This is a genomic window from Pseudomonas sp. Arb-4-2C, from assembly GCF_055755015.1.
The window spans coordinates 2,090,932-2,117,331 of the sequence record NZ_CM146899.1 but is presented as its reverse complement, the minus strand read 5'-3'; the positions used below and the strand labels follow the sequence as shown (position 1 = coordinate 2,117,331).

Genomic DNA, 26,400 nt, shown 5'->3' with positions numbered 1-26,400 from the left:
GCATCGCCCCCGGCGCTGACATGACACGTGAAACCCGGACAATCCGGTCCGCCGCACGGGGCTGTCAGCCCTTGTTGTGCCTGATAGGGCCGGAACTTTCTAAAAGTTCGGAGAGGAAACACTGAAAAGCTTGTAGGAAAAATGCCACACGCTAGCGCTGCCATCGACCTGCTCAGCCAGCACACAACAGCGCAACTTCCCCGGTTTCCGGGGCTTTAACGTGACCAAACAGTCATACAAAGCACGGCACCTGTACCAAACACCGTCAGAAGCCCGGCGCCAACTTTCAGAAATGATGGCACTTTGTGTCCCCGGTTTCCCCTACAGACGCAGGGCAAAACCATAGGCTTAAATCCCGCCCCAGATCAGTTTCAAGGAGAGATGATTGCGTGGGCGGCTTTTGCATAAACAGCGGACGACTCGGTGATGACTCGGAACCAGGGATGACAAGGATATGAATCTGACCGGCAGCATTCGCAACATGGAAAACCCGCATTTCTACTGGCAACTGGGAGAACTGATTGCCAGCACCGGCGACGATCATTTCGCCAGCAACCTGTTCCAGTTGGTCGACACCCTGGTGCCGGTCAACCGGGTCGATCTCAGCGAATGGACGCTGGACGAACGCCAGGCCAGCGTGGTCGAGATCAAGGCGCTGGGCAGCGCGGGCCTGCCGCAGACCTTCCCGCCGCCGGATCCGTTGCAACGCCCGGACGATCATCCGCTGTTGCAGAAGATGATCGAGATGAATGATTCACTGCTGATTCAACTCAAAGCATCGCTCCAGCCCAGACATCCGCAGCACAGCGTGCACCAGTGCAATCTGGTATCGCGCACCTCCAACCGCCGTTGTGTCATCTCGTTCTATCGGCCGCATACGCAACGGGTGTTTTCCCTGCCGGAGCTGTCGTTTCTCAAAAGCCTGTCCGACACGCTGTTGCCGCTGATCGAGCGCCACGCGCACCTGAGTCGGCAGATCATCGCCAAACAGCCACGCCAGCCATTGGCCGATCTGGAACAGGCACCCTTGCAGCAGGTGTTCGATGAGCGTCTGGCGCTGGGCGGCGTCGTCCTGTCGGCGCGGGAAAAAGAAGTCTGCCTCGGTCTGCTGACCGGCGGCACCGTGCCGCAGCTGGCCGAGAAGCTGCGGGTCAAGAGCAGTTCGGTCGAGACCTATCTCAAACGTGCGACCGCCAAACTCGGGGTCAGCGGGCGGCATGGCCTGGCACGGTGGATGGCCGGGGCCTGATCCCCGACAAGCGCAATCAGGATTTTCCATTGGGCCGAGGGGCTGCAGTGCCCTGGCCCGACCGTGCCGAAACGGGCACGCCTTTTTTCTGCATGAGAACGTTCGATGTTGCGCATTTCCTTATTGTCCCTGGCCGTTGTGTTGGCCGGTTGTTCGTTGATTCCCGAGTACCAGCGCCCTGCCTCGCCGAGCGCTGCGCAGTATCCGCAAGGCGCCGTTTACCCGGCACAGACACAGCCTGCAACGCGCACTGAAGACTGGCGCACGCTGTTCAACGACGCGGCGCTGCAACAGTTGATCGAAAGCGCACTGGTCAACAATCGCGACTTGCGGGTGGCGGCGCTGAACGTCGAAGCGTTTCAGGCGCAGTACCGGATCCAACGCGCCGACCTGCTGCCGGCGGTGTCGGCCAACGCCAGTGAATCGCGCCAGCGCGTGCCGCCCAGCGTGACCCGCAGCAAAGCGCTGATCAATTCGACCTATGGGGTGAATCTGGGCGTCAGCGCCTATGAACTGGATTTTTTCGGCCGGGTACGCAGCCTCAGCGAGCAGGCGTTGCAGACCTGGCTATCGACCGAACAGGCGCGGCGCAGTGCCGAGCTGAGCCTGGTGGCCAACGTCGCCAATGCCTACCTGACCTGGCGTGCCGATCAGGAGCTGCTCGAATTGACCCGCCAGACCCTCGCGGCCGACGAACAGAGCCTGCGCCTGACCACCCGCAACCGGGATGCCGGCAAGTCCTCGGCGCTGGAACAGGCTCAGGCCAAGACCAGCGTCGACAGCTCGCGAGCCAATCTGGCGCGCTATCAACGCCAAGTGGCTCAGGATCTGAACAGCCTGACACTGTTGGTCGGCACTCAGGTCCCCGCGACGTTGCCCGCGCAGCCGCTGTCCAGCGATCTGGTGCAGCAACTGCCGGCCGGGTTGCCGTCGGACCTGCTGCAACGGCGCCCGGACATTCTTCAGGCCGAGTCGAAACTCAAGGCCGCCAACGCCAATATCGGCGCGGCGCGTGCGGCGTTTTTCCCCAGCGTGAGCCTGACCGCCAACGCCGGCACCTCCAGCCGCGATCTCGCCGGGCTGTTCAGCGCAGGGTCCGGTGCGTGGACTTTCCAGCCGCAAATCAACCTGCCGATTTTCAACGCCGGTAGCCTGCGCGCGAGCCTGGATTATTCGAAACTGCAAAAAGACGTGGCCGTCGCCGAATACGAAAAATCGATTCAGACCGCGTTCCAGGAGGTCGCCGACGGACTGGCGGCACGAGGCACCTACCAGCAACAACTGCAGGCGCAACGCGACCTGGTGCAGGCCACGCAGGACTACTACAACCTGGCGCAACACCGTTACCAGAACGGCGTCGACAGCAGCCTGACGTTTCTCGACGCACAGCGCTCACTGTTCAGTTCGCAGCAGGGTCTGATCACTGACCGGCTGGCGCAGCTGGTCGCCGAGGTCAACCTGTACACCGCGCTGGGCGGCGGCTGGCGGGCCGATGAGGTCAGCGTTCAGTAGTCACTCGTCACTTTTTCTTACACCTTTTGTCGCCCGATCCTACGCTGCGCGGCGATCCGCGGCCGGCGTCTGCCTGCAGTTTGGTATCATGCGCCGCTTTTACGGTTAACCCCCCGCCAGTCATGCTGACTGACGGGCTGCAAAAGGCGGTATTAGATGACGGCTTTGTTGACTCGCCGCAAGGTGCTTGCGGGAATGGGCGTGCTGGGCCTGGGCCTGCTCGCCGGCTGCGACACCCGTGGCCAACTGTCGTACAAGTACGGCAAGGACCTGAGTGACAAGATCCTCGGACGCACCTTCAAACTGAAGAACACCGACGGCGAAACCATGTCGCTGTCGAGCTTCCGTGGCCTGATGCCGATGATCTTCTTCGGCTTCACCCAATGCCCGGCGGTGTGCCCGACCACCCTCGCCCGCGCGGCGCAAATCAAGAAACTGATGGGCAAGGACGGCGACCGTCTGCAGGTGATTTTCATCACCCTGGACCCGGAGCGCGACACGCCGCAGATCCTCGACGCCTACGTCAAAGCCTTCGACCCGAGCTTCGTCGCGCTGTACGGCACGCTGGAAGAAACCAAGGCCACCGCCAAGGAATTCGACGTGTTCTACGAGAAGGTGCCGGCGGGCGACACTTACACCATCTCTCACACGTCCACCAGTTACGTCTACGACTCGCGCGGCCAGCTGCGCATGGGTCTGTCTGTATCGCTTTCGGCACAAGAGTGCACGGAAGATTTGCTCACCGTTATGGAGGTCTGCTGATGCACCCCGTTCTGAACAACATCAAACGCGCCGTTTTCGGTCTGTCCCTGCTGGGCCTGGCATTTCAGGTTTCCGCCCAGACCAAGGTCGACGACGCCTGGGTGCGTGCGACCGTGCCGACCCAATCGGCCAGCGGCGCGTTCATGACCGTCACCGCCGACAGCGACAGCAAACTGCTGAGCGTTGCCTCGCCAGTGGCCAAAGATGTGCAGATCCACGAAATGTCGATGAAGAACGACGTGATGAGCATGGGCCCGGTCAAATCGGTTGACCTGCCGGCCGGCAAAGCCGTCAAGTTCGACCCGAACGGCTACCACGTGATGCTGATGGGCCTGAACGGCCAGCTCAAGGAAGGCGAAAGCGTGCCGCTGACCCTCACCGTGGAAAGCGCCAAGGGCGAGAAAGAGACCGTTGAAGTCAAAGCCCAAGTCCGTTCGCTGACCACTATGGAAGGTCACGATCACAGCAAGATGCATTGATCCGACTTTGCGGTAATGAAAAAGGGGCGGCCCGATCGATTGATCAGGCCGCCCCTTTTTTTTGCGCGTTACACGTTGGCGCAATCGCGCGGGTGATCATGTGTCTGGCCGCCCAAACGCAGCCGCTGTGTTCATAAATGAGTCGTCGGCGAATAACTGTCCCACATCCCTTGGTTCAAAGATTTCGCGCGAGCAACCGCGTGATCCTGCGCCGAGTCGCTTCACGCACATAACCCTTGCTCAATTTCTCCAGATGCAGATTCAGACCATTGACCAGAAGCATGTTGCGTTTGGCGCTCTCGGCTTTCAGCAGGTAGTAAACGACAAAGCCCGCAGACGCGCCCCACCAATCGAAGTAGGCCCCCGCCACTGCGCAAGTCGCCAGGCAGGCAATAAACGGGAGGTTCTTCCGGCTGCGAGGAAACAATTCTTCGTGAAGTGCTTTCCCCTCCGACAGCGGCGTGAGTCGGCCCTCGCAGTGGTTGAACACACAGATCGCGCTCCTGAGCTCGCCGCCCGGCACGCAACCGTAGAGCACCGATATCTCATGGCCCCGCTTGACCGGCAGGTCCTTGTTGAACAGATCCAGCGGCAGGTCACCCTGTGCAGTCCTGACCCAATATCGATCCTGACGCCCGCTGTCAGGCATCAAAAACTGCTCATGGCGAACCATCGTTCCTCTGAAATCAGCGAACTCGACGACGACCTTTCCACTCTTGAACGCTTGCATGGCTAATTCTGACCTGTCGTCATCAATGCTTTCGTGCCAATGCATCACGCACACTTTGCCGAGACATCCCCGAGCTGGAACTGATACGGGTTTTATGGTGAATCTCGCCGTTGACCAGGGTCACGACCGTTCGTTGTTGGCCATTGGGGGTGTTGCGCATGTCGATTCCTTGAGAGTTCCACGCCGGGCGACGTGCAAAGGGAAAATCCGTTGGGCGCAAATGCTACTGAGTGCCTACCACCCTGTCCACAAAGCACATCGACCGGAGCCTGCGACGGCGCCCCTTAAACAGTCTGAAACAATAAATCCACCGGAGCACACCACTCGTCATCGGTCCCCTATTCGGCTGACACGAACGCCTGGCACGGCGTGAGGGCATCTGCCGGGCTGACGAGAGCAGATCAGGCATGTGTTTAAAAAGGCGATCAGACAGCCCACCCTTGGTATCATCGCGCACACTTTTATGACGGTTTGATGGCTGGAAGATCTTTTTGTGAGCGTTCTTTTTCGTTGGTTGCGGCAACCACACGCCCGCCTCTTTTCTCTGATTCTGCTGGTACTGATCGTACCGGTGTGCCTGCGCGCGGCGCTGGGCTGGTCATCGCCGCTGGGCTACTTGTCCGATCTGGCGATCGGCAGCCTGCTGCTGGTGTTGCTGCATCGCCGTGCGTGGTGGTTGGCGTTGCCGTTGCTGTTGTTCTGGGGCCTGCTGGCGGTGGCTACGACCGAGCTGGTCAGCGCGGTCGGCCGACTGCCGAACCCTGCCGATCTGCATTATCTGATTGACCCGCAGTTCGTGGAAAACTCCACGGGGGGCGGTCTTGCCCATCCTGCCGTGGGCATCATTCTGGGACTGGCGCTGATCCTCTGGCTAGCGACCCGTTTCGCCAATCGCGCCCAACCCGCGCCCGCACTGCCCCGCTCGCTGTGGGCGGCACCGGCGCTGCTGTTTGCCGCGCACTGGGGTGTGCAGAACCTGTGGCCGAACGATCAAGACCCGTGGCGCCTGTACAACCTGCCGCACCACTTGCTCGCCACGCAGGTGGCCGATCTGCAATTGCAGGCCGAAGAATGGCTGGACGGTGACGCCGAAGAACCCGCGCCGCAGATGACCGGACTGACGGATCTGGACCTCAACGGACGCAAACTGCTGGCCGCGCCGGGGCAGGCGCGCAACGTACTGATCATTGCGCTGGAAGGCATTCCCGGCGCCTACATCCGCGCCAACCGCGAGGCGATCGGCAGCCATTATCAGGAAGACCTGATGCCCAACCTCAGCCGCTGGGCCGAGCGCGGCATGAACACGCCCGATTACGTACTGCATACCCACCAGACCATTCGCGGCCTGTACGCCATGCTCTGTGGCGATTACGACAAACTCAACAACGGTACGCCCAAGGGCGTGGAAATGCTCACCCAGCACGAACGCAATCAGGCATGCCTGCCGGCGCAACTGCGGCAGAACGGGTTCAGCACCCACTACCTGCAAGGCGCCGGGCTGCGCTTCATGGCCAAAGACAAGATCATGCCGCACATCGGCTTCGATGCGACCCATGGTCTAGAGTGGTTCACCAACGCCAACTACCTGGAATTCCCCTGGGGCAAGGATGACAAGGCGTTCTTCGAAGGCGCACTGGATTACGTCAGCCAACTGAAGAAGCAGAAACAACCGTGGATGCTCACCCTGCTGACCGTCGGCACGCACCAGCCCTACTCCGCACCGGAGCAATACCTGGAGCGTTACGACACACCGAAACAGGCCGCCGTCGGTTATCTCGACGATGCGCTGGAGCAGTTCCTCAGCGGTCTCGAACGCCAGGGCGTGCTCAAGGACACGCTGGTGGTGATCACCTCGGATGAATCCCACGGCATCGATGGCGTGCGCCTGGCATCGTCCTGGGGTTTCAACCTGACGCTGGCGCCGGAACACGAACAACTGCCGCGGCTGAATGCCGGAGTCTATGGGCATGTCGATCTGAGCGCGTCGATCCTCGACTATTTCGACCTGCCGGTGCCTACGGCATTGAGCGGCCGCTCGCTGTTTCGCGACTACGCCAGCGGGCGTGAAATCATGTCTTACACCAACGGCAAACTGCGCTACCACAACGGTCAGGGGACGTTCTCCGAGTGCGACATGCCGCGCCGTTGCCGCTACTACGAAAGTGCCGGGTTCATTGCCGACAGCGCCACCTTCAAGGGCAACGAAAGCAGCCAGCAGGCCCGACAGATTGCGGCGCGCGCCATGGCGCTGGACCTGTCGCTGCTGCGCACACCGCTCAATCAGCGCTATCAGTTCGGCAGCAACAACGTGATCCCGCTGCAGGCGCAGATCAAGGATGACTGGGCCGACAACCTGATCGGCGCGCAATACCTGGAAATGCCCAAGGGCTCGCACACTCGCGTGCGCCTGACCGTGCGTTCAGTCGATCCACAGCAGACGGCGTACATTCAGCTCAAGGCCAAGGAGTTCGAACAGGACGTGCAATTGGGACTGCCGACCGAGATGGTCGCCACGGCGGACCAGCCACTGGAGATGGATTTCAGTTTCGACAACCCGAAACAGCGCAAGGCCTTCTCGTTCCACTTGCTGGGCTATGGGCTGGGGGCGGTCGAGGTCACGGATTTCAGTGTGATCACTGAGTTGCCAGGGCAGGAAGATCCACTGGATGCGCTGCCAGACGACGACACCGCGCAATCGAGTTGAGGTATTGCCAACGTCACGCACCTGGCGTGACGTTGGCAATCGCCGGGTCCAATCAGAACGTCGTGCGCAACCCCACCTGAATGCTGCGCCCTTCTGCCGGCGCAACGTCGCGCAGGATCGAACTGGCGTAACGCACGGTCTGGTTGGTCAGGTTCTCGGCGTTGACGAAAGCCAGCCATTTGCTCTGACCGACATCAAAGTGATAACCCACATTGGCGCCCAGCGTGGTGTAGCCATCGGTGCTGCTTTCGCTGGCCGGCACGCGATGTTGCGAGCTGGCGTGCTCGATATCGATCCTCGCCTGCCAGCGATCCAGTTCCCACAACAAACCACTGTTCAAGCGCAACGGCGCGATGCGCGGCAGGTCTTGGCCGTTGTCGAGGTTCTTCGCACGGGTGTAATCGCCCGACAGTTCCAGGGCAAACTTGCCGTAGGCATTTTCGCCAAGCGTCCAGCGATCCTGCGCTTCGATGCCGCTGAAACGTGCGCGCACGCCCGAGTAGGTGTATTCGGGAATGCCACCGGCGTCCTGTTCCCCTTCGTCATTGAGCGTGCGACCCGTGCCTAGCAGACCGATGTAATTGGAGAAATGGCTATAGAACACGCCGACACTGCCCTTGTGCGTGCCATTGTCGAAGCGCAACGCCAGGTCGCTGGACACCGCTTTTTCTTTCGACAGTCCGGCGTCGCCGACTTCATAGGTGCCGGTCGCGACGTGCGCGCCGTTGGCGTACAACTCATAAAACGTTGGGGCGCGTTCGGTGTAGCCCAGTGTCGCGGCGACCGACCAGATCGGCGTCAGCGTGTACACCGCGCCGGACGACAGGCTGCCGGCGGTGAAGCTGCTGGAGCGGTCGGCGTTGGCGAAGCGCTCGTTGCCTTTGGCATCCGGATCGACCGTGGTGTGTTCCAGTCGCCCGCCGAGGGTGAACAGCAGTCGCTCGGTGGCCTGTAACTCTTCCAGAATGAACAGTGCGCCGGCATCCGTATCGGTGTGCGGCACGAATGCCTCTTCGCCCAGCGCCGAAAATTCGTTGCGACTGACCTGAGCGCCGATCACCCCATTGAACGGCCCCAGCGGCCGGTGCCGAGCCTCAACCCTTGCTTCGTAACCCTTGTTCTTGAAGGTTGTACCGACTTCACCGCCCTCGATTTCCCGATGCTCATAATCGGTGTAACCCGCGTCGAGTTTGATTGAGCTGAACGGGCCGTCGAGGTTGCGGATTTCCGAAGCAAACGCGTAGTGCTCCTGCTGCATGCGGATGCGCACGTCATCTTCGGCGGGTGAGCCGTAGTTCGAATCGTAATTGCTGTAGGACAGACCGGCGTAACCGTCATCCCAGGTGTAGGAACCGCCAACAGCGCCGCCGTCCTGGCGCCCGTCGCTGTTGGCCAGCCGATGCTTGCGCGAATCACCGTCGTCGTTGGCGCGCGCAGCGCCGGTCTTGGCGTAACCGGGGATTTTCAGATCGTTGAATTCACGGGCGCTGGCATCCAGGTGCAAGGCGAACTGGCCGTTGCCCGCTTCCAGTTTCCCCGCACTGCTGCGGGTCGTGTCGGCGCCACCGTAGCGCAGCTCGCCGGCGCCATGGATGCCGTCGATGGCTTCGGTAGGAATGCGGTTATCGAACGTGTTGACCACCCCGCCGATCGCGCTGCCGCCGTACAGCAGCGCTGCCGGGCCGCGGACGATTTCGATGCGCTCGACATTGACCGGATCCAGCGGCACCGCGTGATCGTAGGACAGCGACGAAGCGTCCAGCGCGCCGACGCCGTTGCGCAGGATGCGAATGCGGTCACCGTCCTGACCCCGAATGATCGGCCGACTCGCGCCCGGGCCGAAGTATGACGAGGACACGCCGGGCTGCTTGTTCAGGGTCTCGCCCAGGCTGCCTTTCTGCTGATACGTGAGGTCGTCGCCACTGAGGACGGTCGAGGGCGATGCCAGGGTCTGGCTGCCCAGTGGATTGCCGGTGATGACTTGTGGTTGCAGCTCGAGCGGTTCGGCGGCGAACACCGGCGAGGCAAGCAGCAGCGCGGCGGCCAGAGGCGTCAGGCGTCGTTGAAGGGGCTGGGAACGGGCAGGCATTTCAGAACTTCCATGAGCAGAACAATGAGAATCGCTGCCGGCGTTTTGCTGATGATTACCGGCAGAAACAGAATGAAATCTTTTTTATGTTATACAATAACATTTCTTTCTGTCATCCCGATTCTTGCAATTTGTTGTACAGCAAGCGCTCAAGGACGCGGATTTGCGGCTTTGGTCAAACGGCCCGGCAGCCTGCAAGAGCGCCTGAAGGCGCTGAAAGACTGCGGCTATCAGCCTCCAATAGTCGGCCTATTAGCTGACTGCCCGAGTCGGGTCTAGCCTTACTAGTCCGAAGTCGGCACGAGCCGGCCGTAGAAGACCTGATAAGGACCCGAACATGGCAAACGAATCGAAATGCCCGTTCAACCACGCCGCCGGTGGTGGTACGACGAACCGTGACTGGTGGCCGAATCAACTGAACCTGAAGATCCTCAGCCAGCACTCGCCCAAGTCCGATCCGCTGGGCAAGGACTTCGACTACGCCAAAGCCTTCAAGAGCCTCGACTTCCAGGCGCTGAAACAAGATCTTCGCGCGCTGATGACCGACTCTCAGGACTGGTGGCCGGCAGACTTCGGCCACTACGGCCCGCTGTTCATCCGCATGGCCTGGCACAGTGCCGGCACCTATCGCACCGCCGATGGCCGCGGTGGTGCCGGTTCCGGACAACAGCGTTTCGCCCCGCTCAACAGCTGGCCGGACAACGTCAGCCTCGACAAGGCCCGCCGCCTGCTGTGGCCGATCAAACAGAAGTACGGGCAAAACATTTCCTGGGCCGACCTGATCGTCCTCACCGGCAACGTCGCGCTGGAATCGATGGGCTTCAAGACCTTCGGTTATTCTGGCGGCCGTCCTGATGTGTGGGAGCCGGATGAAGACGTGTACTGGGGGTCGGAACATGAATGGCTGGGCGGCGACAGCCGTTATGGCAAAGACAAGGCCGCCATGCAGGAACCCGGTGACGGCACGCTGGTAGCCGAACCCGATTTGCACGGCAAAGAGCAAAGCCGCACCGATCAGGGCGAACGCAATCTGGAAAACCCGTTGGCCGCCGTACAAATGGGCCTGATTTATGTGAACCCGGAGGGCCCTGAAGGCAATCCAGATCCGGTCGCATCGGGTCGCGACATCCGCGAAACCTTCGGCCGCATGGCCATGAACGACGAAGAAACCGTGGCCCTGATCGCCGGCGGTCACGCCTTCGGCAAGACCCACGGCGCCGGCCCCGCCGACAACGTCGGGCCTGAGCCGGAAGCCGCCGGGCTGGAAGAACAAGGCCTTGGCTGGCGCAACGCATTCGGTAGCGGCAAGGGCGCCGACACCATCACCAGCGGTCTTGAAGTGACCTGGACCACCACCCCGACCCAGTGGAGCAACAACTATCTGGAAAACCTGTTCGGCTTCGAGTGGGAACTGTTCAAAAGCCCGGCCGGTGCGCACCAGTGGAAACCGAAAAACGGCGCCGGGGCCGGCACCGTTCCGCATGCCCACGATCCGAGCAAGAAACTCTCGCCGACCATGCTCACCTCCGACCTGGCCCTGCGTTTCGACCCGATTTACGAGCCGATCGCCCGGCGCTTCCTGGCCAACCCGGATCAACTGGCAGACGCCTTCGCCCGCGCCTGGTACAAGCTGATCCACCGGGACATGGGCCCGCTCTCGCGTTATCTTGGCCCGGAACTGCCCAACGAGGAACTGCTGTGGCAGGACCCGATTCCTGACGCCACTCACCCGCTGATCGACAGCAACGATGCGCAGGCGCTGAAAAGCAAAGTGCTGGCATCCGGCCTCTCGGTGTCGCAACTGGTCTCCACCGCGTGGGCCGCGGCGTCTACGTTTCGCGGTTCCGACAAACGCGGTGGCGCCAATGGTGGCCGTCTGCGTCTGGAGCCTCAACGCTCCTGGCAGGCCAACCAGCCTGAGCAACTGGACAAGGTGCTGAAGACCCTCGAAGGCATTCAAAACGAGTTCAATGCCGGCGCCTCCGGCAAGAAAGTCTCGCTGGCGGACCTGATCGTGCTGGCGGGCAATGCCGGGGTCGAGCAAGCGGCGAAAAACGCCGGGCACTCGGTTTCTGTGCCGTTCAATCCAGGGCGCACGGATGCGACTCAGGAGCAAACCGACGTCGAGTCGTTTGGTTTCCTCGAACCGATTGCCGATGGCTTCCGTAACTACAGCAAGGGCAAATACACCGTTTCAGCCGAAGCATTGCTGATCGACAAGGCCCAACTGCTGACCCTTTCCGCCCCGGAAATGACCGTGCTGCTGGGTGGTCTGCGGGTATTGGGAGCCAACGTCGGGCAGAGCCGGCATGGCGTGTTCACCACACGCACCGAAGCGCTGACCAACGACTTCTTCACTAACCTGCTCGATATGGGCGTGGAGTGGAAACCGACGTCACCGGCGGCGGACGAGTTCGAAGGACGCGACCGCAAAACGGGCAGCGTGAAATGGACGGCGACGCGGGTTGATCTGGTGTTTGGTTCCAACGCAATACTGCGGGCATTGGCCGAGGTGTATGCCAGTTCGGATGCCAAAGAACAGTTCGTGAAGGACTTCGTGGCAGCCTGGACGAAGGTGACAAACCTGGATCGGTTTGACCTGAAGTAGCTGGCTAGACGCAACCCCCTGTAGGAGTGAGCCTGCTCGCGATTGCGGTGTATCAGATGACATCTCCTTGTCTGACACACCGCATTCTCAAACAAGCTCACTCCTGCCAAGGATCTGTGGCGGGGACAGAATACGTGTTCGCCCCAATAAAAACGGTGGGAGCGGGCTTGCTCGCGAATGCGGTGCATCAGTCGACATCTCTGTGTCTGACACGCCGTATTCGCGAGCAAGCCCGCTCCCACATTTCGTTACGGGTTACGCCAGGCTTTTGCTCACCACCTCGTACACATCGCTCGACAACTGCCCCGAAGCCAGAATCCGCTCCAGTTCGGCCTTCATCAACGCCTGCCGCGCAGTGTCGTATTTACGCCAGCGGGTCAGCGGTGCCAATTGGCGCGAAGCGATCTGCGGGTTGAAGCCGTTCAGCTCGATTACCAGGTCCGCGAGGAAGCGGTAGCCCGAACCATCGGCGGCATGGAAGTTGATCAGGTTTTGCCCGGCAAACGCACCGACCAGCGCGCGCACCTTGTTCGGGTTCTTGATGTTGAACGCCTTGTGCTGCATCAAGGCTTTCACACGCTCCAGACCGCCCGGCAAAGTACTGCCGGCCTGCACGCTGAACCACTGATCCATGACCAGCGGATTGTCCTTGAAGTGCTCGGCGAAGCTCGCCAGCGCCCGCGCTTTCTGCTCGTCGAACGGCGAGTTGACCAACACAGCCAGCGCGGTCAGACGCTCGGTCATGTTGTCGCTGTTTTCGAACTGCTCAAGGGTGGCGGCCAGCACCTCGGGCTTGCCGCTGAGCATCAGGTACGACAGCGCAATGTTCTGCAACGCACGACGAGCGAAATGCTCGGCCTCGGCCACGTAAGGGGTTTGCTTCGACAAATCACGGTTGGCCTGATAACGCAGCCACAGCGCTTCGAACAGGTTGTCCGCCAATTGTTTGCGGGCAAATTCGCGAGCGTTGTGGATCGCCTCGACGTCCGCCACTTCGCTGATTTCGGTCAGGTAGGCTTCGCTTGGCAGCGAGAGCATTTCGGCGACCATGGCCTGATCCAGCGACTCATCGGACAGCACGGTTTTCAACGCCGAGATCAGACGCGGATCGAGCACCAGGCTCTCGCCCTTCTGCTGCTGGGCGATCAGCTCCTGCAGCACCTGTACCGACAGTTGCTGACCGGCATCCCAGCGGTTGAAGCCGTCGCTGTCGTGCTGCATCAGGAACATCAACTGGTCGCGGTTGTACGGGAAGCTCAGCTTCACCGGCGCCGAGAAACCGCGCAGCAGCGATGGCAGCGGCTGTTCGGCGATGTCGACGAAGGTGAACGTCTGCTCGGCTTCGGTCACCGAGATCACGCGGCTGGTGCCTTGCGCCGACGCTTCACCGGCCAGACGCAGGGCAATCTCGTTGCCTTTGCTGTCGAGCAGGCCCAGTTCGACCGGGATCACGAACGGCAGTTTTTCCACCTTGTCCGGGGTTTCCGGGCAGCTCTGGCGGAAGGTCAGGCTGTAGGTTTTTGCCGCCGCGTCGTAGGACTCGCTCACCGCCAGACGCGGTGTGCCGGCCTGGCTGTACCAGCGCTTGAACTGGGTCAGGTCGACCCCGTTGGCATCTTCCATGGCCTTGATGAAATCGTCGCAGGTCACGGCCTGGCCATCGTGGCGCTCGAAGTACAGGTCACTGCCCTTGCGGAAGCCATCGGCGCCCAGCAGGGTGTGGATCATGCCGACCACTTCCGAGCCCTTTTCGTACACGGTCAGGGTGTAGAAGTTGGAGATCTCGATGAAGCTGTCCGGACGCACCGCGTGGGCCATCGGCCCGGCATCTTCGGCGAACTGGTGGGTACGCAGGTACGCCACGTCCTGAATGCGCTTGACCGTGGCCGAGTTCATGTCCGAGGAGAAGCCGGCGTCGCGGAACACGGTGAAGCCTTCCTTAAGCGACAGCTGGAACCAGTCGCGGCAGGTCACGCGGTTGCCCGACCAGTTGTGGAAGTATTCGTGGGCGACGATCGCCTCGACCCGCTGGTGCGCGGCGTCGGTGGCAGTTTCGGCGCGGGCCAGCACGGCGCTGGAATTGAAGATGTTGAGGCCTTTGTTCTCCATGGCACCCATGTTGAAGTCGTTTACCGCGACGATCATGAAGATGTCCAGGTCGTACTCACGACCGTAGACCTCTTCGTCCCAACGCATCGACTTCTTCAGACTGTTCATCGCGTGCTGGCACTTGTCGATGTTTTCCGGCTCGACATAGATGCGCAGCGCGACGTTGCGCTGGGTCATGGTGGTGAACGTGTCTTCGACGCACCACAGATCACCGGCCACCAGCGCGAACAGATACGCCGGTTTCATGAACGGGTCTTCCCAGGTCGCCCAGTGCCGGCCATCTTCGCCCGGGCCGGAGGCGATCGGGTTGCCGTTGGACAGCAGCACCGGGTAGCTGTGCTGCTCGGCGACCACCGTGGTGGTGAACTTGCTCATCACGTCCGGGCGGTCGAGGTAGTAGGTGATCTTGCGGAAGCCTTCAGCCTCGCACTGGGTGCAGAACATCGTGCCGGACTTGTACAGGCCTTCCAGCGCGGTGTTGGTTTCCGGGTGGATCCGGACGCTGGTGTCGACGGTGAAGCTGGCGCTGGCCGGCTGCAGGGTCAGGGTGTTTTCCGTCAGCTGATAGTCGTCGGCGCCGAGTTCCTGGTCAGCCAGGGTCACCGACAGCAACTCCAGCTGCTGCCCATCCAGCACCAACGGCGGCAGGCCCGGGCCGCGCGCCGGGTTACGGCGCATCACCAGTTGCGCGTGAACCAGGCTGTGGTCCTCGAACAGCTCGAAGGTCAGGTGCGTCTCGTCGATCAGGTACTCGGGCGCCTGATAGTCCTTCAGGTAAATCATCTTCGGTTGTTCGGTGCGCATGCTGGAATCCTTATTGATGCACGGCGAGCTGATAAGCCGTGTACTTACGAATGTTGATCACGCCGGTGTCGAAGATCAGGTACTGGCCCTTGATCCCCAGCAGCGTGCCTTCGGCAATCGGGTTCTTGTCCAGGTTGAAGCTGACGATTTTGGCCGGGTATTGCTCGACCGGATAGCGGATTTCGAGAGGTTCTACATCAGTAATCGTCTGAATTGCTTGTAGGCCGAATCGCTGTTGCAGCCCCTGCAGCCCTTCGGCGCAGCTGGCGAACAGCTGATCGCGTACCTGGGCCAGATCCACCGCCGCCGCGTCGCCCTTGAGCAGCGCGCGCCAGTTGGTCTTGTCCGCCACCTGGCTGCGAAACAGGTCTTCGACGAAGCCAGACTGCTGCCGAGTCGCCACGCGCATGATCGGCAATGCCTGACTCGCGCCCTGATCGAGCCAGCGGGTCGGCAGTTGCGTCGCGCGAGTGATACCGACCTTGATCCCCGACGAGTTGGCCAGATACACCACATGATCGGTCATGCAGAATTTCTCGCCCCACGCAGGCTCGCGGCAGGTGCCGGCCTCGAAGTGGCAGCGCTCCGGGCTCATGATGCAGATGTCGCACTGCGCCAGTTTGGTCATGCACGGATAGCAGTAACCCTGGCTGAAACTGGTTTTGGTCTTGCGCCCGCAATGGGTGCAATGGATCGCCCCCAGGTATTCCAGACGCACCGTGGTGCCGATCATGGGATTGACCGGCACCTCGACGTCATCCAGACGAAACGCGTATTGCACATTCGGCCCGTCCAGGCGCGCCGACATTTTGCTGATTGCACCGCGGCCAATCTCGATCAATGGATAGCGTCCGACTTGAACAGGATGTTCGGCACTTCGATCGACTTCGACGCACACTCTTGCGGGCCCATGTAACCGGTACGCTGGTCTTCAGGCAGGTTCTGGATCTCCCAGGCGATCATCGCCTGCAGCGATAGCTCACGCTGTTCGGCGGTGAGCTTGCCACCGTCGGACCACTTGCCGATTTCCACGGCCAGTTTCAGGCTCTCGTAGATGTCCGGGGTAATGTTGTTGATCATGTCGTTAAAAGAGGACATCAGGGTCTCCGTGCTCTTTATTCACTGAAATTTTAGGCGGCCAGTTTACGGCGGTTATACAAACCACCCAACAAACCGGTGAAGCATCCGATGAGTAACCCGCCGACGTGGGCGGCGTTGGCGATCTGGCCGAAACCGATCATCGAGACCAGCCCGGACATGCAGATCACCAGCCACACCAGCATCATCACCAGCACACCACGCGGCAGGCGATACGCCGGGTTCGGTGCCAGCAACTGGAAGATCCAGCAGTGACCGAGCAGCCCGTACAACACGCCGGACAGGCCGCCGAACAGGGTCGGGCCGCTCCAGGCAAACTGCGCGTAGTTGGACACCAGGCTGAACAGCAGCGTCAGGCCGAGCAGATTGATGCTGCCCTGGCGCGATTCGATGCGCCGCCCCAGTTCCCAGTACCACATGCCGTTCATGGCCAGGTGGAGGATGCCGAAGTGCAACAGCATCGGCGTAAACAGCCGCCACCACTGCCCCGCCGCGAGGCTGTCGGCCAGTGGTGTGAAGTGGATGTAATCGCCGACGACGCGAAAGTCGAGGAAGGTCAGCCAGCGCACGGTCTCAAGGTTGTCACCCAGGTACGTCAGGCCGCCGACCAGCAGGCTCAGCAGCAGGATGAAACCGGTGGCCCTGGCGTGTTTGAGTTGCTCGGCGAAGCTTGGACGCTTGAAGGTCGGGGCCAGCGGGATGTCGAGTTGCTGATCGGGATCGCCGGCCGGAAAACGCTCGTACAGCGAACGCACATCCTCACTGATTTCCGACGGTGCCCACAGCACCTGCTCCCCCGCCTCCTCGCTGACCCGATGGGGCACCTGCATGCGTTGCAACAGTTTGACAAAACCGCTCAGGTCTACCGCCAACGGCAGACGCAATACCGCTACCGCACTCATTGCAGCACCTCCGGCCGCTCGACATCGACCCAGACAAATTTATGCGGATCCAGGCGTGTTTCCTGATCCAGACGATAGGCCACCAGTTTGCCGTAGAGCACCGCGCTGTAATCGAGACACGCGAGGTTCGGGCGGATCGGTGCCGGTTTGCCGCTGCGCCAGTAATGGCCGACGAACAGCAAAGGCTCATCGACGCCGTAGCGCAGCAGGTTGTTTTTTTCGCTGGAGGTCAGCGGCTTCTGCGCCACCGGCTCCGGCAGTGCATCCGGCTGGAAGACGATGTCGCCGTAGGTTTTCGGGTCGTCTTCCCAGAACTTGGTACGAAAGAACGAACGCACCAGACCGTCGCCGCTGGTCATGGTCAGCCCATCCGGCAGGCGCATGTCGGTGCCGCGCAACAGGCGATCGAACACGGTGCAGGCAAAGCTGTCCGGGACTGCCGAGGCCTGCAGGAAGTGTTCGTCGATGCAGCCATTGGGGAACAACGCGCGCAGCGGCTCGATCAGCCCGGCATCCCAGCAGGCGTGGACCACGCGGAACCGCCCGGCATCGACAAACAGCGGCAACTCGTAGAACCAGCGCTGGAAATCGTGCCAGTCGCCGGAGTGGCCCTCGAACTGGGTCAGGGTCTCGTGCAACAGACGCGCATGGCGCGGCGTGTGCTCGCGGACAAACTGCTTGCCGCTGCCCGGAGGGGCCGGCGTGCTCCAGCCCAGTGCGTTGAATTCGTGGTTGCCCATGATGCACAGCGCCTGTCCGGCCTCGACCATGTCGTGGACGATGTGCAGTGCCTCGCGGATCCGCGGGCCACGGTCAATGATGTCGCCGACGAACACGGCCATGCGCGATGGATGCCGCCAGACCCCGCCTTGCTTGTGATAACCGAGTCGGTCAAGCAAGTGTTCCAGGGTCAGGGCGCATCCGTGCACGTCACCAATCAAGTCATAACTGCGCGCGGGATCGAGCATCAGTCGCCTCCACCACCCAACTTGCTGCCCCAGCCGAGCTTGGTCCGGCAGACTTCGTAGTAGTTGTGGTCGAGCGGGTGAATCAGCCGCAGCTTCTGCGCTTTCTTGCTGACGGTAATGGTGTCGCCCGGCGCACAGGTGAAGTGGTTCTGCCCATCGCAGGAGACCTGCGGGTAGATCTGCATGTTTTTCGACACGACGATTTTCAGCTCACTGTTGCCATCGACCACAATTGGCCGGCTCGACAACATATGGGGGTACATCGGCACGATCACAATGGCGTCCAGCTTGGGATGCATGATCGGCCCGCCGGCGGACAGCGCATAAGCGGTGGAACCGGTCGGGGTGGCGACGATCAGGCCGTCGGCCTTCTGGCTGCAGACGAACTGGCCGTCGATGTACAGCTCGAACTCGATCATCCGCGTCGATTTGCCCGGGTGCAGCACCACGTCGTTGAGCGCATCGCCCTGGCCGATGGCCTCGGCATGGCGGCGAACTTCGGCTTGCAGCAGGAAGCGGTTTTCCACCAGGTAATGGCCGTCGAGCACCTTGGCCACTTCGACTTCCAGCTCATCGGGACGAATGTCGGTCAGAAAGCCGAGGCTGCCACGGTTGATCCCCAGTACCGGAATATTGTGCTTGGCCAGCGCCCGTGCAGCGCCGAGCAGGCTGCCGTCGCCACCGACGACGATGACCATGTCGCAGACTTCGCCGAGCATCTTGCGCGATGAGGTCTGCAGGCCATGGCCCGGCAGGACTTCGGCGATGGTGTCTTCGAGAATCACGTGCAGGTGACGATCGAGCAGAAAGCGTTTCAGTCGGCGGACGGTATCCAGCACCTGGGAGCTGCCCAGGCGACCGATGATGCCGATATTACGAAATTGCTCCATGGGACCTCTGCGGACAATCGAAAACGCGAAAAACACGATTATGGGCGAAAGCCCGCCATAGACAAAATCCTTTCAGCCTCAAGGGTGCGCTCGTGTTTCAGGCTATGCTCGCAAGATGATCCTGTTTCCCGAGCTGCTCCAGTTGCCACACCAATTACGCCATCCGGAGGTGCGGGATCTGGCGTGGGTGATTCTCGCCCCGCCAATGCTCGCAACGACGCCGTGGCCGCAGCGTCACCCGCTGGCGGGCAGCGATTGGGTGAGCGATCCGCAGCGCCTGGAGCAGTGGCTGCGGCAACTCGATCGCGACAGTTATGGCTTGCTGCATTGGCTGTCCCAGGCGCGCACCCGGCGGCTGGGTCTGTATTACGAGCGGTTGTGGCAGTTTGCCGTGGAGCATGCGCCGGGCATTGAACTGATTGCCGCCAACCTGCCGATTCGCCGCGAGGGCCACACCCTCGGCGAACTGGACATGCTGCTGCGCGATCGTGACGGCGTGCATCACCTGGAACTGGCGATCAAGCTCTACCTCGGCCCGCAGCATGGCAACGGGCATGATACGGCGCAGTGGCTGGGCCCGGGCTGTCACGATCGACTGGACCGTAAACTGGCGCACCTGGCGGAACACCAACTGCCGATCTCGGCGCGCCCGGAAAGCCGCGCGGTGCTGGCGAAGCTGGATATTGAAGTGTTCAGTGCGCAGTTGTGGCTGGGCGGTTATCTGCTGTATCCGTGGCCCGGTCAGGCCGAACCACCAAAAGGCGCGCATCCGCAGCACCTGCGCGGCAGCTGGCTGCACCAGAAGGACTGGCCGGCGTTTGTCGACCAGCGCCCGCCCGGGCGCTGGCAACCCCTGCCCCGGCATGCGTGGCTGGCGCCGGCGCATTACCCGGCGGATCAGACCTGGAACGCTGACCATCTGCAGATGTGGCTGGAGGCCCTGGAACCGCTGGCCCCGGCGCAACTGATGGTACGCCTGATCGAGAACGCACGGGGCGAATGGGAAGAGGCGGAGCGGTTGTTTCTGGTGTCGGATCTTTGGCCGAATGTACCTGGCCAGGCGTGAGTTTTTGTAGCGTCTGTTCCGGCCCTTTCGCGAGCAAGCCCGCTCCCACAGGGGGACTGCATTCCAATTGGAATGCCGTTCAAAATGTGAGAGCGGGCTTGCTCGCGAAGGGCTCAACGCGGTCTAGATGGAAAGCCGCAGCGCCAAAGCCGCCAAGGTAATCAACAGCACCGGCACCGTCAGCACAATCCCGACCTTGAAGTAATACCCCCAGCCAATCCGGATATCCTTGCGTGCCAGCACATGCAGCCAGAGCAAGGTCGCCAGACTGCCGATCGGGGTGATCTTCGGCCCCAGATCGCTGCCGATCACGTTGGCATAAATCATCGCTTCCTTGACCACACCGCTGGCCTGACTGGCATCGATCGACAACAGGCCGATCAGCACCGTCGGCAAGTTGTTCATGATCGACGACAACAACGCCGTCAGCACCCCGGTGCCCAGCGCCGCGCCCCACACGCCATACCCGGCAAACACGTCCAGCCAACCGGCCAGATACCCGGTCAGCCCGGCATTGCGCAGGCCATAGACCACCAGGTACATGCCCAGCGAGAAAATCACGATCTGCCACGGCGCTTCTTTCAGCACCTTGCGCGTGGAAATCTTGTGGCCATGGGCGGCAATCGCCAGCAGCAGCGCAGCGCAGGCCGCCGAGATCGCGCTGATCGGAATGCCCAGTTGTTCGAGGAAGAAGCAGCCGATCAGCAGGATCACCAGCACCACCCAACCGGCGTAGAACGTGGCTTTGTCGTGGATTGCCGTGTGCGGCTGGTCGAGTTGTTCGGGGTCGTAAACCTTGGGGATGTCACGACGGAAGAACCACAGCAACACGCCCAGCGTCGCGGCCACACTGACGAAGTTGACCGGCACCATCACCGCGGCATAGCGGTTGAAGCCAATGTGAAAGAAGTCCGCCGAGACGATATTGACCAGGTTCGACACCACCAGCGGCAGGCTCGCCGTGTCGGCAATAAAACCGGCGCCCATCACGAACGCCAGGGTCGCCGCCGGTGAAAAGCGCAGTGCCAGCAGCATCGAAATCACAATCGGGGTGAGGATCAGTGCGGCGCCGTCATTGGCGAACAGCGCCGACACCAGCGCGCCGAGCAGCACCATGAAGGCAAACAGCTTGCGTCCACTGCCCCGCCCCCAACGCGCCACGTGCAGCGCAGCCCAGGCGAAGAAACCCGCTTCATCGAGCAACAGGCTGATGATGATCAGTGCGACGAACGTGCCGGTGGCGTTCCAGATGATCTGCCACACCAACGGAATATCGCTCAGGTGCACGACGCCGCAGATCAGCGCCAGCACCGCGCCGAGCGTCGCGCTCCAACCGACCCCGAGGCCTTTGGGTTGCCAGATGACAAGGGTAATGGTCAGCAGGAAGATCAGTGACGCAGCGAGCATTCGCGACAGCCTTCAAATTTCAAATGAGTGGAGACCCCAATGTGGGAGCGGGCTTGCTCGCGAAGGCGGAGTGTCGGATGCAAAATTGTCATCTGACACACCGCCTTCGCGAGCAAGCCCGCTCCCACAGGATCTCTGTTTTACCGCAGATCTGACCAGATTATTTTTTGTGTTGTTCCACAAACTGCCCATACGCATTGATGAAGTTCTGCAGGAACGGCTTGACCGACTCGCTCAGCTTGCCCGCTTCGTCAAACGCCGAGCCCGCGCCGCCCAGATACGCTTCCGGCTGCTGCATGCACGGCACGTTGAGAAACACGAAGGATTGACGCAGATGCTGGTTGGCACCAAAACCACCGATGGCCCCCGGCGAGACGCTGATCACCGCCCCCGGCTTGCCACCCCAGACGCTTTGGCCATAGGGCCGCGATCCCACGTCAATCGCATTCTTCAACGGCGCCGGCACCGAGCGGTTGTATTCCGGGGTGACAAACAGCACCGCGTCGGAAGAGCCCACCTGTTGGCGGAAAGTGCTGTAGGCTGCCGGCGGTGAATCGCCGTCGATGTCTTCGTTGTAGAGTGGCAGATCGCCAATTTCGACAATCTTCAGTTTGAGGTTCGCCGGTGCCAGCTCGGCCAGCGCCAGTGCGACTTTGCGGTTGATCGATGCTTTGCGCAGGCTGCCGACGACTACAGCGACGTTGTAGACATTGCTCATGGAAGACTCTCGACTGTCCGTGGGAAGAGCGTGTAGTTATAGATGATTCGATGACGGTTTCACCAGTGAGCGAGGGAAATTCCTCCGCGTTGATTATTTTTTTCCTGTAGGAAAACTTACAGGGCTTGATGACGGTCTACCAAGCCGCAAATCAAGCGTTTTATCTCCAGAGGTTCTAAGCAGATGGCAGCAGTACTCGTCGGTCAGTTCCATGCAAGAGATGCGGAAGGCCGCGTTTATTCCGTGCATGAGTTCCAGGAATCCACCCCGTCGGCAGACGGTCTCACCGGCATGGAGCCTGTCACCACCTACAAGCTGGCCATTGGCGATCGCGTCAAAAAGCTCAGTGACAGCGAGTTTTTGCTGGTTCAGTCGGACATCACCCTGATCCGCGAACCCGAGCCAACCGTCGCTCAATAACCGCGCGTTATGAGCAGAAGTCATATGCGCAGACTTGGGGTAGGATTCAGCCACTGACCCCACCTGCTGAACATGGACTTCACGCATGCGTTTACGTCATATCGAAGTGATTCAGGCGCTCTTGCAGACCGGTCACCTGGGCACCGCTGCCGAATGGCTGCAGCTCCCAGTGACCGAGGTCGAAGAGCGATTGCGCGAAGCCGAGAGTCAGTTGGGGTTCATGTTATTCGCCAGCGTTCGCGGCCGGCTGCAATCGACGCCTGAAGCGCGGGCGCTGCAAGTCGAGATCGCTCACGTCTATGAAGCGCTGGAGCCGGTGCAGCGCCTTGCCAGCAGCCTCAAGCAATACCTCGCCGCGCCCCTGCGCATCATCGGTACCCCGCCGCTGGCGCAACACCTGTTGCCACAGAGCATCGCGCTGCTGCGTCGGCGTTTGCCTGATGCGCCGTGCCGTCTGCTCAGCGCTGCCACGTGCGACATCGTGCGCAGCCTGCTGTTGCGCGAAAGCGATCTGGGCCTGAGCCTGCACGACCCCGAACACCCCGACATCCACGCCCGGCCGCTGGCCCAAGGCAAGCTGCAATTGCTCGCGCCCCACGGCTGGCTGCAGCCGAAGCAGAAATACATCTCCCTGCAGGACCTGGCCGGGCAGGCGATGGTCGGCCTCGAAGGCCACGACCCACTGAACCCGGCACTGGACAACAAACTCCAGGCCCTGCACCCGGCGCCGAGCATCCAGACCCGGGTGCAAACCCATCAGATGATGCGCAGCATGGTCGAGGCCGGTGAAGGACTGGCCATCGTCGACCCGTTCACCGCCCTCGGCGCGCGAGCGGGCGGACTGGACGTCTGCCCATTGTCACCGGCGGTGCCGATCAGCCTGTATGCACTGACCTACCAGCACAGCGCCACGCCGGCGGCGATTCAGACCCTGCTGACGATCGTCACGGAACAAGCCGGGGCGATGCTGGCGAGTTGAGCGGGTTTTCCAACGGGTTACCGAACAGTCGATACCAGAACAACGCGATTTCGGCGGTGTTCGGATCGATGCCGCGATAACGCAAGTGGTCGACGCCACCAATCTCGTAGCCGCAACGCTCATACAGGCGACAGGCACCGAGGTTGTTGTTCTGGGTTTCGAGCATGATCCCCGGCAGCTTCTTCTTGCGACTCCAGAACTGCGCCACATCCAGCAACGCCTTGGCCACGCCATGTCGGCGCGCCGGTGCATGCACCGCCAGTTCGTCGATGTGCGCGAAGCCGTTCCAATTGGTGCTGATCACCAGATGACCGACCGGCTCGTCGTCCAGATAAGCCATGAAAATCGCGCTGTCGGCGGCATCACGATAGCTGCTGAACTCCTCGGGATCGATGCCATAGCATTTGCGGTACGGCACAATCGGCGTCACTGCCCACTGCGCCACGGGCTGACCGATCACCGCCGCGCCGTAGGACGCCACTTCGAAACTGAAGTCGCTGCCCCAGATGTAGGCGGCAAAACCATCGTCGGCAACGCGCACCGACAGCCCTGGGTATTTTGGATTCATGACCGGTTGCATACTCGGAAAAGTCCTCATTCCTTGACGCAATCGACGGTGTACTGCCGTCCATTGCCTTCATCTTCATGTTGCAGTCCATGCACATCAGCGACAAAACCGGGGAAGCTGCTATCGAACGTGCGGGCAAATTTCAGGTAATCGATGATCGAGCGAGTCGATTCGGTAAAGCGCTCGCCGGGCATGATCAATGGAATGCCCGGTGGATACGGCACCAGCATCACCGCGGCGATCCGTCCCTCCAGCTCATCGATCGGCACGGCCTCGACCTCGCCCCGTACCAGATGATCGTAGGCGTGGGCCGGCTTCATGGCGATTTCCGGCAGCACCGTGTACATGCGCTTGAGGTGTTTGGCGGTGGCGTTGCTGCGGTAGCAGGCGTGCAGTTGATCGCACAAGTCACGCAGACCCATGCCGCGATAGCGCGCGGTATCTTGCTGCGCGACACAGGGCAGGCAGCTCGCCAGACTGACGTTGGCGTCGTAACTGCGCTTGAACTCGAGCAGCTCGGTGAGCAGCGTGCTCCATTTGCCCTTGGTGATCCCCATCGAGAACAGCACCAGGAACGAATACAGCCCGGTCTTCTCCACCACCAGCCCGCGCTCCCAGAGGAACTTGCTGACCACCGCCGCCGGAATGCCCTTCTCGCTCAGCGCGCCACCGGCATTCAAGCCGGGCATCACCAGCGTCACCTTGATCGGATCGAGCAGCACGTAGTCGTCGCTGACCTCGCCGAAGCCGTGCCAGTCGGCGTCCGGCTGCAACAGCCAGTCTTGAGTCTGCACCCGGTCGATGCCTTCGACACCCGGCGGCTGCCAGATCGAGAACCACCAGTCATCCGCAGCGATATGCTGGCGCAGATTGGCCAGCGCACGACGGAAACTCAGGGCCTCGTCGAAGGTTTCCTGCAACAGCGAACGCCCGGCCGGCCCTTCCATCATCGCCGAGGCCACGTCCAGCGAGGCGATGATGCTGTATTGCGGCGAGGTCGAAATGTGCATCATGAACGCTTCGTTGAAACGGTCACGATCCAGTTGCCGCGCGCCGCCGTCCTGCACATGAATCATCGAGGCCTGGCTGAACGCGGCGAGCAGCTTGTGCGTGGAATGGGTGGTGAACACCAGCGGGCTGTCTGCGGTGCGCGAAGTGGCCATGCCATAGCGCCCGGCGAAGAACTCGTGAAACGCCGCATAGGCGTACCACGCCTCATCGAAATGCAGCACTTCGACACTGTTGCCCAGGCTTTGCTTGATCAGCTCGGCGTTGTAGCACAAGCCGTCGTAGGTCGAGTTGGTGATCACCGCCAGTTTGACTTTCGGCGCGCGCCCCTTGGTGAGCGGACTGGCGTCGATCTTGGCCTGGATCGATTCGCGGCTGAATTCGCTTAGCGGAATCGGCCCGATGATCCCCAGCTCGTTGCGTTCCGGACACAGGTACAGCGGAATCGCCCCGGTCATGATGATCGCGTGCAGCACCGACTTGTGGCAGTTGCGGTCTACCAGCACCAGATCATCACGGCCGACCATCGAATGCCAGACGATCTTGTTGGCGGTCGAGGTGCCGTTGATCACGAAAAAGGTGTGATCGGCGCCAAAATTGCGCGCCGCACGCTCTTCCGCCTCAGCCAGTGGCCCGGTGTGATCGAGCAGCGAGCCGAGCTCCGGCACCGATACCGACAAATCCGAACGCAGGGTATTTTCGCCAAAGAACTGGTGAAACGCCTGCCCGACCGGGCTTTTGTGATACGCCACGCCACCGCCATGCCCGGGGGTGTGCCAGGAATAGTTGGAATCAGCGGTGTGCTGCACCAGCGCCTTGAAAAACGGCGGCAGCAGGCCATCAAGATACTTGCGCGCCGCCCGCGCCACTTGCCGGGCCAGAAACGGCACAGTGTCTTCGAACAGATAGAGAATGCCGCGCAGTTGATTGAGCTCGGCCATGGCATCGGCCGGGGCGTTTTCCAGGGTGACTTGTTCGCCCAGGGCAAAGATCGGCAGATCCGGCGCCCGCACCCGGGCCAGGCCGATCAGCTCGGCCATGTTCTGCAGCAAGTGCGAATGGGTGCTGGCGTCTTCGGCAGCGATCAGCATGCACGCCAGACCGTGATGGGTCGACGCCACCAACCGCCCTTCGGTGTAGTCGATGGCCGAAACGATATTGAAACCTTCCTGCTCCAACTCACGGGCGATGCCACGGATACGGTCACCGGCGACCGTGTCGGCCTTGATGTCGCGGTGGACGATCAACACCGGAAACTTCAAATCTTTGTACATGAGGCTCAGTGTCCTGAGGCGGCGGATCAATGTCTGCCAATGCACTCAGGGTAGAG

At 61.3% G+C, this 26,400-nt stretch carries 21 protein-coding genes; 9 read left to right on the top strand and 12 right to left on the bottom strand.

The annotated features are described in order from the left end of the window. Positions 1-454: 454 nt before the first annotated feature. The 4 genes from AC0J41_RS09555 to AC0J41_RS09540 all read left to right on the top strand — a co-directional run bounded on the left by AC0J41_RS09555 (position 455) and on the right by AC0J41_RS09540 (position 4,002). Complete coding sequence (locus tag AC0J41_RS09555) at positions 455-1,249, top strand: helix-turn-helix transcriptional regulator (protein ID WP_025109113.1); 795 nt, start codon at positions 455-457, stop codon at positions 1,247-1,249. 105 nt (positions 1,250-1,354) lie between these two features. Then, positions 1,355-2,761, top strand: a complete 1,407-nt coding sequence (locus AC0J41_RS09550) for an efflux transporter outer membrane subunit (RefSeq protein WP_029977436.1) — start codon at positions 1,355-1,357, stop codon at positions 2,759-2,761. Positions 2,762-2,917: 156 nt separating this feature from the next. Then, a complete protein-coding gene (locus AC0J41_RS09545) occupies positions 2,918-3,523 on the top strand; it encodes an SCO family protein (protein WP_473015313.1) in 606 nt (201 codons plus the stop codon). Further along, entirely contained in the window at positions 3,523-4,002 is a 480-nt protein-coding gene (locus AC0J41_RS09540; RefSeq protein WP_473015312.1) for a copper chaperone PCu(A)C, read from the top strand. The genes AC0J41_RS09545 and AC0J41_RS09540 overlap by 1 nt, the downstream gene beginning before the upstream one ends. Before the next feature lie 175 nt (positions 4,003-4,177). On the opposite strand, the gene AC0J41_RS09535 is transcribed toward AC0J41_RS09540, so the two are convergent. Further along, the gene (locus AC0J41_RS09535) at positions 4,178-4,777 is read right to left on the bottom strand and encodes a hypothetical protein (protein ID WP_473015311.1); all 600 of its coding nucleotides are present in this window, start codon (positions 4,775-4,777) and stop codon (positions 4,178-4,180) included. A gap of 448 nt (positions 4,778-5,225) precedes the next feature. Between AC0J41_RS09535 and AC0J41_RS09530 the strand changes: the two genes are divergently transcribed. Continuing rightward, positions 5,226-7,436 (top strand): LTA synthase family protein, encoded by a 2,211-nt coding sequence (locus AC0J41_RS09530; RefSeq protein WP_473015310.1) that lies wholly within the window; start codon positions 5,226-5,228, stop codon positions 7,434-7,436. Positions 7,437-7,488: 52 nt separating this feature from the next. Here the strand turns inward: AC0J41_RS09530 and AC0J41_RS09525 are convergent, their stop codons facing one another. Then, on the bottom strand, positions 7,489-9,525 hold the full coding sequence (locus AC0J41_RS09525; RefSeq protein ID WP_473015309.1) for a TonB-dependent receptor: 2,037 nt from the start codon (positions 9,523-9,525) through the stop codon (positions 7,489-7,491). A 337-nt stretch (positions 9,526-9,862) separates the two neighbouring features. Here AC0J41_RS09525 and katG point away from each other — a divergent pair, with 337 nt between their 5' ends. Beyond that, positions 9,863-12,133 (top strand): catalase/peroxidase HPI, encoded by a 2,271-nt coding sequence (katG, locus tag AC0J41_RS09520; RefSeq protein ID WP_473015308.1) that lies wholly within the window; start codon positions 9,863-9,865, stop codon positions 12,131-12,133. A gap of 255 nt (positions 12,134-12,388) precedes the next feature. On the opposite strand, the gene pepN is transcribed toward katG, so the two are convergent. Genes pepN through AC0J41_RS09490 form a run of 6 tightly spaced genes read right to left on the bottom strand, consistent with a single transcriptional unit; the run spans position 12,389 to position 18,904 of the window. Further along, positions 12,389-15,046 carry an aminopeptidase N gene (gene pepN / locus AC0J41_RS09515; protein WP_473015307.1) on the bottom strand — a complete coding sequence of 886 codons (2,658 nt, stop codon included), beginning with the start codon at positions 15,044-15,046 and terminating at the stop codon, positions 12,389-12,391. A gap of 10 nt (positions 15,047-15,056) precedes the next feature. Further along, complete coding sequence (locus AC0J41_RS09510; protein ID WP_473015306.1) at positions 15,057-15,887, bottom strand: DUF2797 domain-containing protein; 831 nt, start codon at positions 15,885-15,887, stop codon at positions 15,057-15,059. Continuing rightward, the gene (locus tag AC0J41_RS09505) at positions 15,884-16,144 is read right to left on the bottom strand and encodes a YeaC family protein (RefSeq protein WP_007919229.1); all 261 of its coding nucleotides are present in this window, start codon (positions 16,142-16,144) and stop codon (positions 15,884-15,886) included. Before AC0J41_RS09505 ends, AC0J41_RS09510 begins: the two co-directional genes overlap by 4 nt. 32 nt (positions 16,145-16,176) lie before the next feature. Continuing rightward, positions 16,177-17,046, bottom strand: coding sequence for a rhomboid family intramembrane serine protease (locus AC0J41_RS09500; RefSeq protein WP_025109103.1), 870 nt, complete (start codon positions 17,044-17,046; stop codon positions 16,177-16,179). Continuing rightward, positions 17,043-18,014, bottom strand: a complete 972-nt coding sequence (locus tag AC0J41_RS09495; protein ID WP_025109102.1) for a metallophosphoesterase — start codon at positions 18,012-18,014, stop codon at positions 17,043-17,045. Before AC0J41_RS09495 ends, AC0J41_RS09500 begins: the two co-directional genes overlap by 4 nt. Then, positions 18,014-18,904, bottom strand: coding sequence for an NAD(+) kinase (locus AC0J41_RS09490; protein ID WP_003224174.1), 891 nt, complete (start codon positions 18,902-18,904; stop codon positions 18,014-18,016). Before AC0J41_RS09490 ends, AC0J41_RS09495 begins: the two co-directional genes overlap by 1 nt. Before the next feature lie 115 nt (positions 18,905-19,019). Here AC0J41_RS09490 and AC0J41_RS09485 point away from each other — a divergent pair, with 115 nt between their 5' ends. After that, positions 19,020-19,970 carry a DUF1853 family protein gene (locus AC0J41_RS09485; RefSeq protein ID WP_473015303.1) on the top strand — a complete coding sequence of 317 codons (951 nt, stop codon included), beginning with the start codon at positions 19,020-19,022 and terminating at the stop codon, positions 19,968-19,970. Between the two features lie 123 nt (positions 19,971-20,093). Here the strand turns inward: AC0J41_RS09485 and AC0J41_RS09480 are convergent, their stop codons facing one another. Together AC0J41_RS09480 and AC0J41_RS09475 are read right to left on the bottom strand one after the other, a co-directional pair. After that, positions 20,094-21,377, bottom strand: a complete 1,284-nt coding sequence (locus AC0J41_RS09480) for an arsenic transporter (RefSeq protein ID WP_473015302.1) — start codon at positions 21,375-21,377, stop codon at positions 20,094-20,096. Positions 21,378-21,537: 160 nt separating this feature from the next. Continuing rightward, positions 21,538-22,095 carry an NADPH-dependent FMN reductase gene (locus tag AC0J41_RS09475; RefSeq protein WP_025109099.1) on the bottom strand — a complete coding sequence of 186 codons (558 nt, stop codon included), beginning with the start codon at positions 22,093-22,095 and terminating at the stop codon, positions 21,538-21,540. A gap of 183 nt (positions 22,096-22,278) precedes the next feature. Here AC0J41_RS09475 and AC0J41_RS09470 point away from each other — a divergent pair, with 183 nt between their 5' ends. Then, entirely contained in the window at positions 22,279-22,515 is a 237-nt protein-coding gene (locus AC0J41_RS09470) for a hypothetical protein (protein ID WP_025109098.1), read from the top strand. A gap of 85 nt (positions 22,516-22,600) precedes the next feature. Beyond that, positions 22,601-23,494, top strand: a complete 894-nt coding sequence (locus AC0J41_RS09465; protein ID WP_473015301.1) for a LysR family transcriptional regulator — start codon at positions 22,601-22,603, stop codon at positions 23,492-23,494. Here AC0J41_RS09465 and AC0J41_RS09460 read toward each other — a convergent pair. Together AC0J41_RS09460 and AC0J41_RS09455 are read right to left on the bottom strand one after the other, a co-directional pair. Continuing rightward, the gene (locus AC0J41_RS09460) at positions 23,460-24,074 is read right to left on the bottom strand and encodes a GNAT family N-acetyltransferase (protein WP_473015300.1); all 615 of its coding nucleotides are present in this window, start codon (positions 24,072-24,074) and stop codon (positions 23,460-23,462) included. The two genes, AC0J41_RS09465 and AC0J41_RS09460, sit on opposite strands and share 35 nt — an antisense overlap. 14 nt (positions 24,075-24,088) lie before the next feature. Further along, positions 24,089-26,344: an Orn/Lys/Arg family decarboxylase gene (locus AC0J41_RS09455; RefSeq protein ID WP_473015299.1), complete on the bottom strand. Its 2,256-nt coding sequence runs from the start codon at positions 26,342-26,344 to the stop codon at positions 24,089-24,091. Positions 26,345-26,400: the final 56 nt, after the last annotated feature.

Coding starts and splice junctions, on each gene's coding strand:
- AC0J41_RS09535 (WP_473015311.1), bottom strand. CDS start 4,777: ATGCATTGGCACGAAAGCATTGATGACGACAGGTCAGAATTAGCCATG.
- AC0J41_RS09545 (WP_473015313.1), top strand. CDS start 2,918: ATGACGGCTTTGTTGACTCGCCGCAAGGTGCTTGCGGGAATGGGCGTG.
- AC0J41_RS09455 (WP_473015299.1), bottom strand. CDS start 26,344: ATGTACAAAGATTTGAAGTTTCCGGTGTTGATCGTCCACCGCGACATC.
- AC0J41_RS09495 (WP_025109102.1), bottom strand. CDS start 18,014: ATGCTCGATCCCGCGCGCAGTTATGACTTGATTGGTGACGTGCACGGA.
- AC0J41_RS09470 (WP_025109098.1), top strand. CDS start 22,279: ATGGCAGCAGTACTCGTCGGTCAGTTCCATGCAAGAGATGCGGAAGGC.
- AC0J41_RS09505 (WP_007919229.1), bottom strand. CDS start 16,144: ATGTCCTCTTTTAACGACATGATCAACAACATTACCCCGGACATCTAC.
- AC0J41_RS09500 (WP_025109103.1), bottom strand. CDS start 17,046: ATGAGTGCGGTAGCGGTATTGCGTCTGCCGTTGGCGGTAGACCTGAGC.
- AC0J41_RS09480 (WP_473015302.1), bottom strand. CDS start 21,377: ATGCTCGCTGCGTCACTGATCTTCCTGCTGACCATTACCCTTGTCATC.
- AC0J41_RS09525 (WP_473015309.1), bottom strand. CDS start 9,525: ATGCCTGCCCGTTCCCAGCCCCTTCAACGACGCCTGACGCCTCTGGCC.
- AC0J41_RS09475 (WP_025109099.1), bottom strand. CDS start 22,095: ATGAGCAATGTCTACAACGTCGCTGTAGTCGTCGGCAGCCTGCGCAAA.
- katG (WP_473015308.1), top strand. CDS start 9,863: ATGGCAAACGAATCGAAATGCCCGTTCAACCACGCCGCCGGTGGTGGT.
- AC0J41_RS09460 (WP_473015300.1), bottom strand. CDS start 24,074: ATGCAACCGGTCATGAATCCAAAATACCCAGGGCTGTCGGTGCGCGTT.
- pepN (WP_473015307.1), bottom strand. CDS start 15,046: ATGCGCACCGAACAACCGAAGATGATTTACCTGAAGGACTATCAGGCG.
- AC0J41_RS09490 (WP_003224174.1), bottom strand. CDS start 18,904: ATGGAGCAATTTCGTAATATCGGCATCATCGGTCGCCTGGGCAGCTCC.
- AC0J41_RS09550 (WP_029977436.1), top strand. CDS start 1,355: ATGTTGCGCATTTCCTTATTGTCCCTGGCCGTTGTGTTGGCCGGTTGT.
- AC0J41_RS09465 (WP_473015301.1), top strand. CDS start 22,601: ATGCGTTTACGTCATATCGAAGTGATTCAGGCGCTCTTGCAGACCGGT.
- AC0J41_RS09485 (WP_473015303.1), top strand. CDS start 19,020: ATGATCCTGTTTCCCGAGCTGCTCCAGTTGCCACACCAATTACGCCAT.
- AC0J41_RS09555 (WP_025109113.1), top strand. CDS start 455: ATGAATCTGACCGGCAGCATTCGCAACATGGAAAACCCGCATTTCTAC.
- AC0J41_RS09540 (WP_473015312.1), top strand. CDS start 3,523: ATGCACCCCGTTCTGAACAACATCAAACGCGCCGTTTTCGGTCTGTCC.